Raw genomic sequence first — 15,130 nt, 5'->3', positions numbered from 1 at the left:
AATGACATTATCCCGCGTGAGCGCCATCAACTGGAACAAGATTGAAGATGATAAAGATCTTGAGGTATGGAACCGTCTGACCAGTAACTTCTGGCTCCCGGAAAAGGTCCCGCTCTCCAATGACATTCCGGCCTGGCAAACGTTGAACACTGCCGAACAGCAGTTAACTATCCGAGTTTTTACCGGGCTGACGCTGCTCGACACCATTCAGAATGTTGCCGGAGCACCAGCGTTAATGGCTGATTCGTTAACGCCGCATGAAGAGGCGGTGCTGTCGAATATCAGCTTTATGGAGGCGGTGCACGCCCGTTCATACAGCTCAATATTCTCCACCCTTTGCCAGACCAAAGACGTGGATGCAGCCTACGCCTGGAGTGAAGAAAATACCTCACTCCAGCGCAAAGCGCAGATCGTTTTGGCACATTACGCCAGCGACGAACCGTTGAAGAAAAAAATAGCCAGCGTGTTTCTGGAATCCTTCCTCTTCTATTCTGGCTTCTGGTTACCGATGTATTTCTCCAGCCGCGGTAAACTGACCAATACCGCCGATCTCATTCGTCTGATCATTCGTGATGAAGCGGTTCATGGGTATTACATTGGTTATAAATATCAAAAAGGTCTGGAGCATATTTCCGAATCAGCTCGCGAGGAGTTAAAGAATTTTGCCTTTGACCTGCTGATGGAATTGTATGATAACGAAGCGCGTTATACGGAAGAGTTGTATGCAGAAACCGGCTGGGTGGATGACGTCAAGGCCTTCCTTTGTTACAACGCCAATAAGGCATTAATGAATTTGGGATATGAGGCGCTATTCCCGCCTGAAATGGCGGAGGTTAACCCGGCAATTCTTGCCGCGCTGTCGCCCAACGCTGACGAAAACCACGATTTCTTCTCGGGTTCCGGTTCATCTTATGTGATGGGAAAAGCGGTCGAAACCGAAGATGACGACTGGAATTTCTAGCACTCATTTTCACGGGAAATACCGGGTAATGACTCCAACTTACTGATAGTGTTTTATGTTCAAATAATGCCCGATGACCTTGTCATGCAACTCCACCGATTTTGAGAACGACAGTGACTTCCGTCCCAGCCTTGCCAGATGTTGTCTCAGATTCAGGTTATGTCGCTCAATGGGGAGCCCGCAGAATTCGGAAAAAATCGTACGCTAAGGTTTTCCGGGCATCCGTAAGGGCCGAAACTTCCCGTCTTCCAGTCTGCGGCTCTGCCGCCAGACGTAATCGCCGGTTAGGTTGATGTGCTCCCAGCCCAGCGGCGACAGGAATTGCAGCAGCTCGCCGTCCACCGGCTTGCCGGCCTCGACCAACCCCTGGGTGGCGCGTTCCAGGTACACCGTGTTCCACAGCACGATAGCCGCCGTCACCAGGTTGAGGCCGCTGGCCCGGTAGCGCTGCTGCTCGAAGCTCCGATCCCTGATTTCCCCAAGGCGGTTGAAGAACACCGCCCTGGCCAGCGAGTTGCGCGCCTCACCTTTGTTCAGGCCGGCATGCACGCGGCGGCGCAGTTCAACACTTTGCAGCCAGTCCAGGATGAACAGCGTGCGCTCGATCCGGCCCAGCTCGCGCAGGGCCACGGCCAGTCCGTTCTGGCGCGGGTAGCTGCCGAGCTTGCGCAGCATCAGCGAGGCGGTGACGGTGCCCTGCTTGATCGAGCTGGCCAGGCGCAGGATGTCGTCCCAGTGGGCACGCACGTGCTTGATGTTCAGGGTGCCGCCGATCAGCGGGCGCAACGTCGGGTAGGCTTGCACGCCCTGCGGCACGTACAGCTTGGTTTCGCCGAGGTCGCGGATGCGCGGCGCGAAGCGGAAGCCTAGCAGGTGCATCAGGGCAAAGACGTGATCGGTGAAGCCGGCCGTGTCGGTGTAGTGCTCCTCGATCCGCAGGTCGGACTCGTGGTACAGCAGGCCGTCGAGCACATAGGTGGAATCGCGGACGCCGACATTCACCACGCGGGTGCTGAACGGCGCGTACTGGTCGGAGATATGGGTATAGAACAGCCGTCCCGGCTCGCTACCGTACTTCGGGTTGACGTGCCCGGTGCTCTCGCCCCGGCCACCCGCGCGGAAGCGCTGGCCATCGGAGGATGAGGTCGTGCCGTCGCCCCAGTGGGCGGCAAAGGCGTGGCGATACTGGTGGTTGACCAGCTCGGCCAAGGCCGCCGAATAGGTTTCGTCGCGGATGTGCCAGGCTTGCAGCCAGGACAGCTTGGCGTAGGTCAGGCCGGGGCTCGACTCGGCCATCTTGGTCAGCCCGAGGTTGATCGCATCACCGAGGATTGCGGACAGCAGCAACGTCCTGTCTTTGGCCTCGGCCCCGTCCTTCAAGTGGGTGAAGTGGCGGCTGAAGCCCGTCCAGTCGTCCACGTCCATCAGCAGTTCGGTGATCTTGATGCGCGGCAGTAACTGGCTGGTTTGGTCGATCAGCGCCTGCGCCCGATCCGGCACCGCCGCATCCAGCGGGGTGATTTTCAGCCCTGACTCGGTGAGGATGGCATCGGGCAGCTCGTTGTCCTTGGCCAGGCGGGTGACGGTGGCCAACTGCTCGTCCAGCAGCTGCAAACGCTCTTCCAGGTACTGGTCGCTGTTCGGGTTGATCGCCAGGGGCAGGGCCTGCTCGCGCTTGAGTGCGGCGAACTTCTCGGCCGGCAGCAGGTAGTCGTCGAAGTCGCGGAACTGCCGCGAGCCCTTGACCCAGATGTCGCCGGAGCGCAGGGCGTTCTTCAGCTCGGACAGGGCGCAGATTTCGTAGAATTTCCGGTCGAGGCCTTCCGGGGTGATCACCAGCGGCTTCCAGCGCGGCTTGATGAAGGCCGTGGGTGCATCGGCCGGCACCTTGCGCAGGTTGTCGGCGTTCATCTCACGCAGGGTCTGCACGGCTGCCAGCACGCCTTGCGCGGCCGGCCCGTGCTGTTCCCCAACTTTTCGCTCGGCGAAGAGTATGAACATGCGCCGCCGGCGACGAATCGCCAAATCTCACCGTATCTCCCGAGCGGACGATTTCGCACCGGTCTGCCCGTCGAAGGGCTTGCGATCGAACGGGGCGACCTTTTCTATGCATGTCCGCGAGCCAGCGTCTTTTATGGCACGGCGCTCGACGCCGACCTTCGGACGCGCGGCGTAAGCACGCTTGTCATGGCCGGGATAAGCACCACCGGCGTTGTTCTTTCAAGCGTCGCCTGGGCTAGTGATGCGGACTACGACGTGCGTTTGGTCCAGGACTGCTGCTACGACCCGGATCGGGATGCCCACGAAGCTCTGTTGCGTTCCGGGTTCGGCGGACGTGTACAGGTCGTGTAATTTTCGGGCCTCGCATGATCGCGGCCATAGCCGCAGGTGGATTGGTGCGAGGCAGGGCCAGTCCAAGTCAGGGTGCGGTCATCGCGGCGCCTGCAACTCTCAAAAACCCATCGCCGTAGCGGAGGTCTTGTAATCGCATGTCATTACGCACGCCCGATTTATTGTTCACAGCGATAGCACCTGCCATTTGGGGCAGCACCTACATTGTCACCACCCAATACCTGCCGAACTTCTCACCGATGACGGTCGCGATGCTGCGGGCGTTGCCGGCGGGTTTATTGCTCGTGATGATCGTCCGACAGATTCCAACGGGAATCTGGTGGATGCGCATCTTCATCCTCGGCGCACTTAATATTTCGCTATTCTGGAGCTTGTTGTTTATTTCGGTCTACCGCCTGCCGGGCGGGGTCGCGGCGACGGTAGGCGCTGTGCAGCCGCTGATGGTCGTGTTCATCTCTGCCGCTCTGCTAGGTAGCCCGATACGATTGATGGCGGTCCTGGGGGCTATTTGCGGAACTGCGGGCGTGGCGCTGTTGGTGTTGACACCAAACGCAGCGCTAGATCCTGTCGGCGTCGCAGCGGGCCTGGCGGGGGCGGTTTCCATGGCGTTCGGAACCGTGCTGACCCGCAAGTGGCAACCTCCCGTGCCTCTGCTCACCTTTACCGCCTGGCAACTGGCGGCCGGAGGACTTCTGCTCGTTCCAGTAGCTTTAGTGTTTGATCCGCCAATCCCGATGCCTACAGGAACCAATGTTCTCGGCCTGGCGTGGCTCGGCCTGATCGGAGCGGGTTTAACCTACTTCCTTTGGTTCCGGGGGATCTCGCGACTCGAACCTACAGTTGTTTCCTTACTGGGCTTTCTCAGCCCGGGGACCGCCGTGTTGCTAGGATGGTTGTTCTTGGATCAGACGCTGAGTGCGCTTCAAATCATCGGCGTCCTGCTCGTGATCGGGAGTATCTGGCTGGGCCAACGTTCCAACCGCACTCCTAGGGCGCGTATAGCTTGCCGGAAGTCGCCTTGACCCGCATGGCATAGGCCTATCGTTTCCACGATCAGCGATCGGCTCGTTGCCCTGCGCCGCTCCAAAGCCCGCGACGCAGCGCCGGCAGGCAGAGCAAGTAGAGGGCAGCGCCTGCAATCCATGCCCACCCGTTCCACGTTGTTATAGAAGCCGCATAGATCGCCGTGAAGAGGAGGGGTCCGACGATCGAGGTCAGGCTGGTGAGCGCCGCCAGTGAGCCTTGCAGCTGCCCCTGACGTTCCTCATCCACCTGCCTGGACAACATTGCTTGCAGCGCCGGCATTCCGATGCCACCCGAAGCAAGCAGGACCATGATCGGGAACGCCATCCATCCCCGTGTCGCGAAGGCAAGCAGGATGTAGCCTGTGCCGTCGGCAATCATTCCGAGCATGAGTGCCCGCCTTTCGCCGAGCCGGGCGGCTACAGGGCCGGTGATCATTGCCTGGGCGAGTGAATGCAGAATGCCAAATGCGGCAAGCGAAATGCCGATCGTGGTCGCGTCCCAGTGAAAGCGATCCTCGCCGAAAATGACCCAAAGCGCGGCCGGCACCTGTCCGACAAGTTGCATGATGAAGAAGACCGCCATCAGGGCGGCGACGACGGTCATGCCCCGGGCCCACCGGAACGAAGCGAGCGGGTTGAGAGCCTCCCGGCGTAACGGCCGGCGTTCGCCTTTGTGCGACTCCGGCAAAAGGAAACAGCCCGTCAGGAAATTGAGGCCGTTCAAGGCTGCCGCGGCGAAGAACGGAGCGTGGGGGGAGAAACCGCCCATCAGCCCACCGAGCACAGGTCCCGCGACCATCCCGAACCCGAAACAGGCGCTCATGAAGCCGAAGTGCCGCGCGCGCTCATCGCCATCAGTGATATCGGCAATATAAGCGCCGGCTACCGCCCCAGTCGCCCCGGTGATGCCGGCCACGATCCGCCCGATATAGAGAACCCAAAGGAAAGGCGCCGTCGCCATGATGGCGTAGTCGACAGCAGCGCCGGCCAGCGAGACGAGCAAGACCGGCCGCCGCCCGAAACGATCCGACAGCGCGCCCAGCACAGGTGCGCAGGCAAATTGCATCAACGCATACAGCGCCAGCAGAATGCCATAGTGGGCGGTGACGTCGTTCGAGTGAACCAGATCGCGCAGGAGGCCCGGCAGCACCGGCATAATCAGGCCGATGCCGACAGCGTCGAGCGCGACAGTGCTCAGAATTACGATCAGGGGTCTGTTGGGTTTCACGTCTGGCCTCCGGACCAGCCTCCGCTGGTCCGATTGAACGCGCGGATTCTTTATCACTGATAAGTTGGTGGACATATTATGTTTATCAGTGATAAAGTGTCAAGCATGACAAAGTTGCAGCCGAATACAGTGATCCGTGCCGCCCTGGACCTGTTGAACGAGGTCGGCGTAGACGGTCTGACGACACGCAAACTGGCGGAACGGTTGGGGGTTCAGCAGCCGGCGCTTTACTGGCACTTCAGGAACAAGCGGGCGCTGCTCGACGCACTGGCCGAAGCCATGCTGGCGGAGAATCATACGCATTCGGTGCCGAGAGCCGACGACGACTGGCGCTCATTTCTGATCGGGAATGCCCGCAGCTTCAGGCAGGCGCTGCTCGCCTACCGCGATGGCGCGCGCATCCATGCCGGCACGCGACCGGGCGCACCGCAGATGGAAACGGCCGACGCGCAGCTTCGCTTCCTCTGCGAGGCGGGTTTTTCGGCCGGGGACGCCGTCAATGCGCTGATGACAATCAGCTACTTCACTGTTGGGGCCGTGCTTGAGGAGCAGGCCGGCGACAGCGATGCCGGCGAGCGCGGCGGCACCGTTGAACAGGCTCCGCTCTCGCCGCTGTTGCGGGCCGCGATAGACGCCTTCGACGAAGCCGGTCCGGACGCAGCGTTCGAGCAGGGACTCGCGGTGATTGTCGATGGATTGGCGAAAAGGAGGCTCGTTGTCAGGAACGTTGAAGGACCGAGAAAGGGTGACGATTGATCAGGACCGCTGCCGGAGCGCAACCCACTCACTACAGCAGAGCCATGTAGACAACATCCCCTCCCCCTTTCCACCGCGTCAGACGCCCGTAGCAGCCCGCTACGGGCTTTTTCATGCCCTGCCCTAGCGTCCAAGCCTCACGGCCGCGCTCGGCCTCTCTGGCGGCCTTCTGGCGCTCCTGCTGCGGCGTCCGCTCGTGGGCCGTGGCGCGGGTCCGCGCGCCGGCCTCGTGCGCCTGGCGCTCGCGGGCGAGGTCCAGGGCGGCCGTCTTCACGTTCTGCCTTGCGCAGATGAGATAGATCTAGCGTGGACTCAAGGCTCTCGCGAATGGCTCGCGTTGGAAACTTTCATTGACACTTGAGGGGCACCGCAGGGAAATTCTCGTCCTTGCGAGAACCGGCTATGTCGTGCTGCGCATCGAGCCTGCGCCCTTGGCTTGTCTCGCCCCTCTCCGCGTCGCTACGGGGCTTCCAGCGCCTTTCCGACGCTCACCGGGCTGGTTGCCCTCGCCGCTGGGCTGGCGGCCGTCTATGGCCCTGCAAACGCGCCAGAAACGCCGTCGAAGCCGTGTGCGAGACACCGCGGCCGCCGGCGTTGTGGATACCTCGCGGAAAACTTGGCCCTCACTGACAGATGAGGGGCGCGATCCTTGACACTTGAGGGGCAGAGTGCTGACAGATGAGGGGCGCACCTATTGACATTTGAGGGGCTGTCCACAGGCAGAAAATCCAGCATTTGCAAGGGTTTCCGCCCGTTTTTCGGCCACCGCTAACCTGTCTTTTAACCTGCTTTTAAACCAATATTTATAAACCTTGTTTTTAACCAGGGCTGCGCCCTGTGCGCGTGACCGCGCACGCCGAAGGGGGGTGCCCCCCCTTCTCGAACCCTCCCGGCCCGCTAACGCGGGCCTCCCATCCCCCCAGGGGCTGCGCCCCTCGGCCGCGAACGGCCTCACCCCAAAAATGGCAGCGCCTACGGCGCTGACTCTTTCGTTGACCAGGCGCAAGCGCCTGGAAATGCTCAATTAGGGGGCACCTCAGAAAACGGAATCTATGGTCACTCCCGTTTTTGCAACACCGATTTTGACGACAAGTTGGCTTGCTTGAATCTATCCGGCGTCTGAATGGGATTTTATTCCCGCGCCTCGATGAGTTCCGCGCCTGATGAACCTCCAGAAAATATACGGCTTCAATGAGCCTTTCCGTTTTACAGGTTCCTCAACAGGCCGGTGGGCCGTTAGTATCATCAATATCAGTATTCGCAAAACCAGATGAATGATTGTTTAAACTGGTGTATTTCTGCCTTTATGCTTCGTAAGTTTGCTGTCGCGCCGTCAGTGCCCAGGCTATTCTGGCCAGCTTGTTTGCCAGAGCACAGGTGACGACAAAGTTGCTTTTCCGACACAACAACTCCCTGACCCAGTCGGCCAACTTGCCAGACTGGTGTTCCAGTTTTTGTATGAATACCCTGGCACACTGAACCAACAAAGTTCGGATCTTTTTGTTGCCCCGCTTGCTAATCCCTAACAATGTCGTCCGACCTCCCGTGCTGTACTGTCGGGGTACCAGCCCTGTTGCCGCCGCAAAGTCACGGCTGCTGGCGTACTGCTTCCCGTCGCCAATCTCAGTTGAAATAGTACTGGCAGTCAGCGTTCCAACGCAGGGAATACTCAGCAAGCGCTGTCCAACCTCATCTTCGTCCAACTTTCGTTTCAACTGAGATTCCAGATCTTTAATCTGCTCAACAAGATAGTGATAATGCTGTTGTAATTTCAGCAGTAACTGGCTGAGATAAAGAGGCAAACTACTGTCCTCAAGAAGGGTACTCAGTCGACTAATAACGGCAGCACCTCGCGGAACGCTGATACCAAATTCCAGCAGAAAAGCATGCATCTGATTAGTTGTTTTCACCTTATCCTGAACCAGGGATTCACGGACACGATGCAGAGCTCGCATTGCCTGCTGAGATTCGGTTCTGGGCTGCACGAAACGCATAGATGGACGTGATGCTGCTTCACAGATAGCTTCAGCATCAACGAAGTCATTTTTGTTGCTTTTAACGAATGGGCGGACAAATTGCGGTGATATCAGCTTTGGAAAATGCCCTAACTCTTCCAGCTTGCGTGCCATAAAGTGAGAACCGCCACAGGCTTCCATCGCGATGGTTGTTGCCGGGCATGTCGCCAGAAATTCGATTAGCTTTGGTCGGGTGAATTTTTTACGGTAAACGGCCTTCCCACGATGATCCTGACAATGAATATGGAAAGAGTTCTTACCCAGATCGATACCAATAAGCGCAATGTTTTCCATGATGGTTCTCCGAATGAAAGCCTGTCCTCAGCATAGTACTGGGAAGGAGGGAGTGACCATCTCATTAAATAAAGCACGCTAAGGCATAGCTGACCTTGCCAGGCCTGCTTCGCCCTGTAGTGACGCGATCAACGGGCAGGAAACATTCCCCTTTCGTGCATGGCAGGCGCACACGAGTTCAGACAGCACGGTTTCCATGCGCGCCAAGTCGGCCATCTTCTCGCGCACGTCCTTGAGCTTGTGTTCGGCCAGGCTGCTGGCCTCCTCGCAGTGGGTGCCATCGTCGAGCCGCAACAGCTCGGCAATCTCGTCCAGACTGAACCCCAGCCGCTGTGCCGATTTCACGAATTTCACCCGAACCACGTCCGCCTCCCCATAGCGGCGGATGCTGCCGTAAGGCTTGTCCGGTTCCCGCAACAGGCCCTTGCGCTGATAGAAGCGGATTGTCTCCACGTTGACCCCGGCCGCCTTGGCAAAAACGCCAATGGTCAGGTTTTCCAAATTATTTTCCATATCGCTTGACTCCGTACATGAGTACGGAAGTAAGGTTACGCTATCCAATCCAAATTCAAAAGGGCCAACGTATGTCTGAACCACAAAACGGGCGCGGTGCGCTCTTCGCCGGCGGGCTGGCCGCCATTCTTGCATCGACCTGCTGCCTGGGGCCGCTAGTACTGGTCGCCCTGGGCTTCTCCGGTGCTTGGATCGGCAACCTGACGGTGCTGGAACCCTATCGACCGTTGTTCATCGGCGCGGCGCTAGTGGCGCTGTTCTTCGCCTGGAAGCGGATTTACCGGCCCGTGCAGGCATGCAAGCCAGGTGAGGTCTGCGCGATTCCGCAGGTGCGCGCCACCTACAAGCTGATTTTCTGGATCGTGGCCGTGCTGGTCCTGGTCGCGCTTGGATTTCCCTATGTCGTTCCATTTTTCTATTAACCAGGAGTTCATCATGAAGAAACTGTTTGCCTCCCTTGCCCTCGCCGCCGCTGTTGCCCCGGTGTGGGCCGCTACCCAGACCGTCACGCTAGCGGTTCCCGGCATGACTTGCGCCGCCTGCCCGATCACAGTCAAGAAAGCGCTCTCCAAGGTCGAAGGCGTGAGCAAGGTCGATGTGGGCTTCGAGAAGCGCGAGGCCGTCGTCACTTTTGACGACACCAAGGCCAGCGTACAGAAGCTGACCAAGGCCACCGCAGACGCCGGCTATCCGTCCAGCGTCAAGCAGTGAGCCAGCAAGCCAACGACAACAGCGAGAGCCGCTTCATGGGACTGATGACACGCATTGCCGATAAAACCGGCGCGCTCGGCAGCGTCGTTTCCGCGATGGGCTGCGCCGCCTGCTTTCCAGCCCTCGCCAGCTTCGGCGCGGCCATCGGGCTGGGCTTCTTGAGCCAGTACGAGGGACTGTTCATCAGCCGCCTGCTGCCGCTGTTTGCCGCGCTGGCCTTCCTGGCGAACGCGCTGGGTTGGTTCAGTCATCGGCAATGGCTGCGCAGTCTGCTCGGCATGATCGGCCCGGCCATCGTGTTTGCGGCCACGGTCTGGCTGCTCGGCAACTGGTGGACGGCGAACCTGATGTACGTCGGCCTGGCCTTGATGATTGGGGTGTCGATCTGGGACTTCGTGTCGCCGGCGCATCGCCGTTGCGGACCGGACGGCTGCGAACTCCCCGCCAAGCGCTTGTGAAAGACGGCTGACCGTGCGACACGGCGGCCCACACGAATAAGGAACGATGGTATGAGCACTCTCAAAATCACCGGCATGACTTGCGACTCGTGCGCAGTGCATGTCAAGGACGCCCTGGAGAAAGTGCCCGGCGTGCAATCAGCGGATGTCTCCTACGCCAAGGGCAGCGCCAAGCTCGCCATTGAGGTCGGCACGTCACCCGACGCGCTGACGGCCGCTGTAGCTGGACTCGGTTATCGGGCCACGCTGGCCGATGCCCCCTCAGTTTCGACGCCGGGCGGATTGCTCGACAAGATGCGCGATCTGCTGGGCAGAAACGACAAGACGGGTAGCAGCGGCGCATTGCATATCGCCGTCATCGGCAGCGGCGGGGCCGCGATGGCAGCGGCGCTGAAGGCCGTCGAGCAAGGCGCACGTGTCACGCTGATCGAGCGCGGCACCATCGGCGGCACCTGCGTCAATGTCGGTTGTGTGCCGTCCAAGATCATGATCCGCGCCGCCCATATCGCCCATCTGCGCCGGGAAAGCCCGTTCGATGGCGGCATCGCCGCTACCACGCCGACCATCCAGCGCACGGCGCTGCTGGCCCAGCAGCAGGCCCGCGTCGATGAACTGCGCCACGCCAAGTACGAAGGCATCTTGGAGGGCAATCCGGCGATCACTGTGCTGCACGGCTCCGCCCGCTTTAAGGACAATCGCAACCTGATCGTGCAACTCAACGACGGCGGCGAGCGCGTGGTGGCATTCGACCGCTGCCTGATCGCCACCGGCGCGAGCCCGGCCGTGCCGCCGATTCCCGGCCTGAAAGACACTCCGTACTGGACTTCCACTGAAGCGCTGGTCAGCGAGACGATTCCTAAGCGCCTGGCCGTGATTGGCTCATCAGTGGTGGCGCTGGAGCTGGCGCAGGCGTTCGCCCGACTCGGAGCGAAGGTGACGATCCTGGCTCGCAGCACGCTGTTCTTCCGCGAAGACCCAGCTATAGGCGAAGCCGTCACGGCCGCATTCCGCATGGAGGGCATCGAGGTGAGGGAACACACCCAGGCCAGCCAGGTCGCGTATATCAATGGTGAAGGGGACGGCGAATTCGTGCTCACCACGGCGCACGGCGAACTGCGCGCCGACAAGCTGCTGGTCGCCACCGGCCGCGCGCCCAACACACGCAAGCTGGCACTGGATGCGACGGGCGTCACGCTCACCCCGCAAGGCGCTATCGTCATCGACCCCGGCATGCGTACAAGCGTGGAACACATCTACGCCGCAGGCGACTGCACCGACCAGCCGCAGTTCGTCTATGTGGCGGCAGCGGCCGGCACTCGCGCCGCGATCAACATGACCGGCGGTGACGCGGCCCTGAACCTGACCGCGATGCCGGCCGTGGTGTTCACCGACCCGCAAGTGGCGACCGTAGGCTACAGCGAGGCGGAAGCGCACCATGACGGCATCAAAACTGATAGTCGCACGCTAACGCTGGACAACGTGCCGCGCGCGCTCGCCAACTTCGACACGCGCGGCTTCATCAAACTGGTGGTTGAAGAAGGCAGCGGACGACTGATCGGCGTGCAGGCAGTGGCCCCGGAAGCGGGCGAACTGATCCAGACGGCCGCACTGGCGATTCGCAACCGGATGACGGTGCAGGAACTGGCCGACCAGTTGTTCCCCTACCTGACGATGGTCGAAGGGTTGAAGCTCGCGGCGCAGACCTTCAACAAGGATGTGAAGCAGCTTTCCTGCTGCGCCGGGTGAGGACAAGGAGGTGTGCGATGAGCGCCTACACGGTATCGCAACTGGCCCATAACGTTGGGGTGAGCGTACATATCGTGCGCGACTACCTGGTGCGCGGCTTGTTACGGCCGGTGGCCTGCACCACGGGCGGCTACGGCGTGTTCGACGATGCGGCCTTGCAACGGCTGTGCTTCGTGCGCGCGGCCTTCGAGGCGGGTATCGGCCTGGATGCCCTGGCGCGGCTGTGCCGTGCGCTCGACGCAGCGGACGGCGCACAAGCCGCAGCGCAGCTTGCCGTGCTGCGCCAGTTGGTCGAGCGGCGGCGCGCGGCGTTGGCCCATCTGGACGCGCAACTGGCCTCCATGCCAGCCGAGCGGGCGCACGAGGAGGCATTGCCGTGAACGCCCCTGACAAACTGCCGCCCGAGACGCGCCAACCCGTTTCCGGCTACCTGTGGGGTGCGCTGGCCGTGTTGACCTGCCCCTGCCATCTGCCGATTCTCGCCGCCGTGCTGGCCGGGACGACCGCCGGTGCCTTCCTTGGCGAGCATTGGGGTGTTGCCGCGCTCGCGCTGACCGGCTTGTTCGTTCTGGCCGTAACGCGGCTGCTGCGCGCCTTCCGGGGCGGATCATGACGAGTTCGCAGCCCGCCGGATGGACGGCGGCCGAGTTGGCGCAGGCGGCGGCGCGCGGACAGCTTGACCTGCATTACCAGCCGCTGGTCGATCTGCGCGATCACCGGATCGCTGGCGCGGAAGCGTTGATGCGCTGGCGGCATCCGAGGCTTGGCCTGTTGCCGCCCGGCCAGTTCCTGCCGCTGGCCGAGTCGTTCGGCCTGATGCCGGAAATAGGCGCGTGGGTGCTGGGCGAGGCCTGTCGCCAGATGCACAAGTGGCAAGGACCGGCATGGCAACCGTTCCGTCTTGCCATCAATGTGTCCGCCAGCCAGGTTGGGCCAACGTTCGACGACGAGGTAAAGCGGGTGCTGGCCGATATGGCCCTGCCCGCCGAGCTTCTGGAGATCGAACTGACCGAATCGGTCGCATTCGGCAATCCAGCCCTGTTCGCCAGTTTCGACGCCTTGCGCGCCATCGGCGTGCGCTTCGCCGCCGACGACTTCGGCACCGGCTATTCCTGCCTGCAACATCTGAAATGCTGCCCCATCACCACATTGAAAATCGACCAATCCTTTGTCGCCAGGCTCCCGGATGATGCCCGTGACCAAACTATCGTGCGGGCGGTGATCCAGCTCGCGCACGGGCTGGGCATGGATGTCATTTTCAGAAGACGACTGCACCAGTTGATTGGGCGTAATGGCTGTTGTGCAGCCAGCTCCTGACAGTTCAATATCAGAAGTGATCTGCACCAATCTCGACTATGCTCAATACTCGTGTGCACCAAAGCGAGGTGAGCATGGCGACGGACACCCCACGGATTCCAGAACAAGGCGTGGCCACTCTGCCTGATGAGGCTTGGGAGCGTGCGCGCCGTCGTGCGGAGATCATCAGTCCGTTGGCGCAGTCGGAGACGGTCGGGCACGAAGCGGCCGATATGGCGGCTCAGGCGCTGGGCTTGTCTCGGCGCCAGGTATACGTTCTGATCCGGCGTGCCCGGCAAGGCAGCGGCCTCGTGACGGATCTGGTGCCCGGCCAGTCCGGTGGAGGTAAAGGTAAGGGGCGCTTGCCGGAACCGGTCGAGCGCGTCATCCACGAGCTACTGCAAAAGCGGTTCCTGACCAAGCAGAAGCGCAGCCTAGCGGCCTTTCACCGCGAAGTCACTCAGGTGTGCAAGGCTCAAAAACTGCGAGTGCCGGCGCGCAATACCGTGGCCTTACGGATCGCTAGCCTTGACCCGCGCAAGGTCATCCGCCGGCGGGAAGGCCAGGATGCCGCTCGTGACCTACAAGGTGTGGGCGGCGAGCCTCCTGCCGTGACCGCGCCGCTGGAGCAGGTGCAGATAGACCATACGGTCATCGACCTGATCGTGGTCGATGACCGCGACCGGCAACCTATTGGCCGCCCGTACCTGACCCTCGCCATCGACGTGTTCACCCGCTGCGTGCTCGGCATGGTCGTCACGCTGGAAGCGCCGTCTGCCGTTTCGGTTGGCCTGTGCCTCGTGCATGTCGCCTGCGACAAGCGCCCTTGGCTGGAAGGACTGAACGTGGAAATGGATTGGCAGATGAGCGGCAAGCCCTTGCTGCTCTACCTAGACAACGCGGCCGAGTTCAAGAGCGAGGCCCTGCGCCGGGGTTGCGAGCAGCATGGCATCCGGCTGGACTATCGCCCGCTGGGACAGCCGCACTATGGCGGCATCGTGGAACGGATCATCGGCACGGCGATGCAGATGATTCACGACGAACTGCCGGGAACGACCTTCTCCAACCCTGACCAGCGCGGCGACTACGATTCCGAAAACAAGGCCGCCCTGACGCTGCGCGAGCTAGAGCGCTGGCTCACATTGGCGGTCGGCACCTACCACGGTTCGGTGCACAACGGCCTGCTCCAACCGCCGGCCGCGCGCTGGGCCGAGGCCGTGGCGCGTGTCGGCGTACCGGCCGTCGTCACACGCGCTACTTCGTTCCTGGTCGATTTTCTGCCGATCCTCCGGCGCACGCTGACCCGCACCGGCTTTGTCATCGACCACATCCACTACTACGCCGATGCGCTCAAGCCGTGGATTGCGCGGCGTGAACGCTGGCCGTCCTTTCTGATCCGGCGCGATCCGCGCGACATCAGCCGTATCTGGGTCCTGGAACCGGAGGGACAGCATTACCTGGAAATTCCCTACCGTACCTTGTCGCATCCGGCTGTCACCCTCTGGGAACAACGGCAGGCGCTGGCGAAACTGCGGCAGCAAGGGCGCGAACAGGTGGATGAGTCGGCGCTGTTCCGCATGATCGGCCAGATGCGTGAGATTGTGACCAGCGCGCAGAAGGCCACACGCAAGGCGCGGCGTGACGCGGATCGCCGCCAGCACCTCAAGACATCAGCTCGGCCGGACAAGCCCGTTCCGCCGGATACGGATATTGCCGACCCGCAGGCAGACAACTTGCCACCCGCCAAACCGTTCGACCAGATTGAGGAGTGGTAG

General features: G+C 61.1%; 15 protein-coding genes and 2 pseudogenes. 12 read left to right on the top strand and 5 right to left on the bottom strand.

Translation table 11 applies throughout. The features are described from left to right. The first annotated feature begins 1 nt into the window (after position 1). Complete coding sequence (gene nrdF / locus JQN59_RS05460; RefSeq protein WP_079938780.1) at positions 2-961, top strand: class 1b ribonucleoside-diphosphate reductase subunit beta; 960 nt, start codon at positions 2-4, stop codon at positions 959-961. 39 nt (positions 962-1,000) lie between these two features. On the opposite strand, the pseudogene JQN59_RS05455 reads toward nrdF, so the two are convergent. Then, positions 1,001-1,132 (bottom strand): annotated as a pseudogene (locus tag JQN59_RS05455) (IS1 family transposase); the annotation flags it as partial. Between the two features lie 33 nt (positions 1,133-1,165). Beyond that, a pseudogene (locus tag JQN59_RS05450) lies at positions 1,166-2,917 on the bottom strand (Tn3-like element TnAs1 family transposase); the annotation flags it as partial. Positions 2,918-2,920: 3 nt separating this feature from the next. Here JQN59_RS05450 and JQN59_RS05445 point away from each other — a divergent pair. Next, positions 2,921-3,313, top strand: coding sequence for a cysteine hydrolase family protein (locus JQN59_RS05445; RefSeq protein WP_001351729.1), 393 nt, complete (start codon positions 2,921-2,923; stop codon positions 3,311-3,313). A 137-nt stretch (positions 3,314-3,450) separates the two neighbouring features. Beyond that, positions 3,451-4,335: a DMT family transporter gene (locus JQN59_RS05440; protein WP_000058717.1), complete on the top strand. Its 885-nt coding sequence runs from the start codon at positions 3,451-3,453 to the stop codon at positions 4,333-4,335. Between the two features lie 31 nt (positions 4,336-4,366). Here JQN59_RS05440 and tet(A) read toward each other — a convergent pair whose 3' ends face one another. Continuing rightward, positions 4,367-5,566: a tetracycline efflux MFS transporter Tet(A) gene (gene tet(A) / locus JQN59_RS05435; RefSeq protein ID WP_000804064.1), complete on the bottom strand. Its 1,200-nt coding sequence runs from the start codon at positions 5,564-5,566 to the stop codon at positions 4,367-4,369. A 105-nt stretch (positions 5,567-5,671) separates the two neighbouring features. Between tet(A) and tetR(A) the strand changes: the two genes are divergently transcribed. Further along, positions 5,672-6,322: a tetracycline resistance transcriptional repressor TetR(A) gene (gene tetR(A) / locus JQN59_RS05430; protein WP_000164043.1), complete on the top strand. Its 651-nt coding sequence runs from the start codon at positions 5,672-5,674 to the stop codon at positions 6,320-6,322. 1,304 nt (positions 6,323-7,626) lie between these two features. Here tetR(A) and JQN59_RS05420 read toward each other — a convergent pair. Further along, on the bottom strand, positions 7,627-8,631 hold the full coding sequence (locus JQN59_RS05420) for an IS110-like element IS5075 family transposase (protein ID WP_000427619.1): 1,005 nt from the start codon (positions 8,629-8,631) through the stop codon (positions 7,627-7,629). A gap of 78 nt (positions 8,632-8,709) precedes the next feature. After that, on the bottom strand, positions 8,710-9,144 hold the full coding sequence (merR, locus tag JQN59_RS05415; protein WP_000429836.1) for an Hg(II)-responsive transcriptional regulator: 435 nt from the start codon (positions 9,142-9,144) through the stop codon (positions 8,710-8,712). 71 nt (positions 9,145-9,215) lie between these two features. On the opposite strand from merR, the gene JQN59_RS05410 reads away from it, so the two are divergent. The 8 genes from JQN59_RS05410 to JQN59_RS05375 all read left to right on the top strand — a co-directional run bounded on the left by JQN59_RS05410 (position 9,216) and on the right by JQN59_RS05375 (position 15,130). Then, positions 9,216-9,566: a mercuric transport protein MerT gene (locus JQN59_RS05410; RefSeq protein WP_001294663.1), complete on the top strand. Its 351-nt coding sequence runs from the start codon at positions 9,216-9,218 to the stop codon at positions 9,564-9,566. A gap of 13 nt (positions 9,567-9,579) precedes the next feature. Next, positions 9,580-9,855 (top strand): mercury resistance system periplasmic binding protein MerP, encoded by a 276-nt coding sequence (merP, locus tag JQN59_RS05405; protein WP_000732292.1) that lies wholly within the window; start codon positions 9,580-9,582, stop codon positions 9,853-9,855. A 35-nt stretch (positions 9,856-9,890) separates the two neighbouring features. After that, positions 9,891-10,313, top strand: a complete 423-nt coding sequence (gene merC / locus JQN59_RS05400; RefSeq protein WP_001340589.1) for an organomercurial transporter MerC — start codon at positions 9,891-9,893, stop codon at positions 10,311-10,313. Between the two features lie 51 nt (positions 10,314-10,364). Further along, positions 10,365-12,059: a mercury(II) reductase gene (gene merA / locus JQN59_RS05395; protein ID WP_000105636.1), complete on the top strand. Its 1,695-nt coding sequence runs from the start codon at positions 10,365-10,367 to the stop codon at positions 12,057-12,059. Between the two features lie 17 nt (positions 12,060-12,076). Then, positions 12,077-12,439: a mercury resistance co-regulator MerD gene (gene merD / locus JQN59_RS05390; RefSeq protein ID WP_001277457.1), complete on the top strand. Its 363-nt coding sequence runs from the start codon at positions 12,077-12,079 to the stop codon at positions 12,437-12,439. Beyond that, the gene (gene merE, locus JQN59_RS05385) at positions 12,436-12,672 is read left to right on the top strand and encodes a broad-spectrum mercury transporter MerE (protein WP_000993386.1); all 237 of its coding nucleotides are present in this window, start codon (positions 12,436-12,438) and stop codon (positions 12,670-12,672) included. The genes merD and merE overlap by 4 nt, the downstream gene beginning before the upstream one ends. Positions 12,673-12,707: 35 nt before the next feature. Beyond that, positions 12,708-13,376: an EAL domain-containing protein gene (locus tag JQN59_RS05380; RefSeq protein WP_001300294.1), complete on the top strand. Its 669-nt coding sequence runs from the start codon at positions 12,708-12,710 to the stop codon at positions 13,374-13,376. A gap of 74 nt (positions 13,377-13,450) precedes the next feature. Next, positions 13,451-15,130 carry a Mu transposase C-terminal domain-containing protein gene (locus JQN59_RS05375; RefSeq protein WP_000179844.1) on the top strand — a complete coding sequence of 560 codons (1,680 nt, stop codon included), beginning with the start codon at positions 13,451-13,453 and terminating at the stop codon, positions 15,128-15,130.

The sequence above is a fragment of the Citrobacter sp. B72 genome (genome assembly GCF_016894305.1).
Classification (GTDB): domain Bacteria; phylum Pseudomonadota; class Gammaproteobacteria; order Enterobacterales; family Enterobacteriaceae; genus Citrobacter; species Citrobacter portucalensis.
This window is presented reverse-complemented; position numbering and strand designations above follow the sequence as displayed.

Coding starts and splice junctions, on each gene's coding strand:
- nrdF (WP_079938780.1), top strand. CDS start 2: ATGACATTATCCCGCGTGAGCGCCATCAACTGGAACAAGATTGAAGAT.
- JQN59_RS05440 (WP_000058717.1), top strand. CDS start 3,451: ATGTCATTACGCACGCCCGATTTATTGTTCACAGCGATAGCACCTGCC.
- JQN59_RS05420 (WP_000427619.1), bottom strand. CDS start 8,631: ATGGAAAACATTGCGCTTATTGGTATCGATCTGGGTAAGAACTCTTTC.
- merR (WP_000429836.1), bottom strand. CDS start 9,144: ATGGAAAATAATTTGGAAAACCTGACCATTGGCGTTTTTGCCAAGGCG.
- JQN59_RS05410 (WP_001294663.1), top strand. CDS start 9,216: ATGTCTGAACCACAAAACGGGCGCGGTGCGCTCTTCGCCGGCGGGCTG.
- merP (WP_000732292.1), top strand. CDS start 9,580: ATGAAGAAACTGTTTGCCTCCCTTGCCCTCGCCGCCGCTGTTGCCCCG.
- merC (WP_001340589.1), top strand. CDS start 9,891: ATGGGACTGATGACACGCATTGCCGATAAAACCGGCGCGCTCGGCAGC.
- merA (WP_000105636.1), top strand. CDS start 10,365: ATGAGCACTCTCAAAATCACCGGCATGACTTGCGACTCGTGCGCAGTG.
- merD (WP_001277457.1), top strand. CDS start 12,077: ATGAGCGCCTACACGGTATCGCAACTGGCCCATAACGTTGGGGTGAGC.
- JQN59_RS05375 (WP_000179844.1), top strand. CDS start 13,451: ATGGCGACGGACACCCCACGGATTCCAGAACAAGGCGTGGCCACTCTG.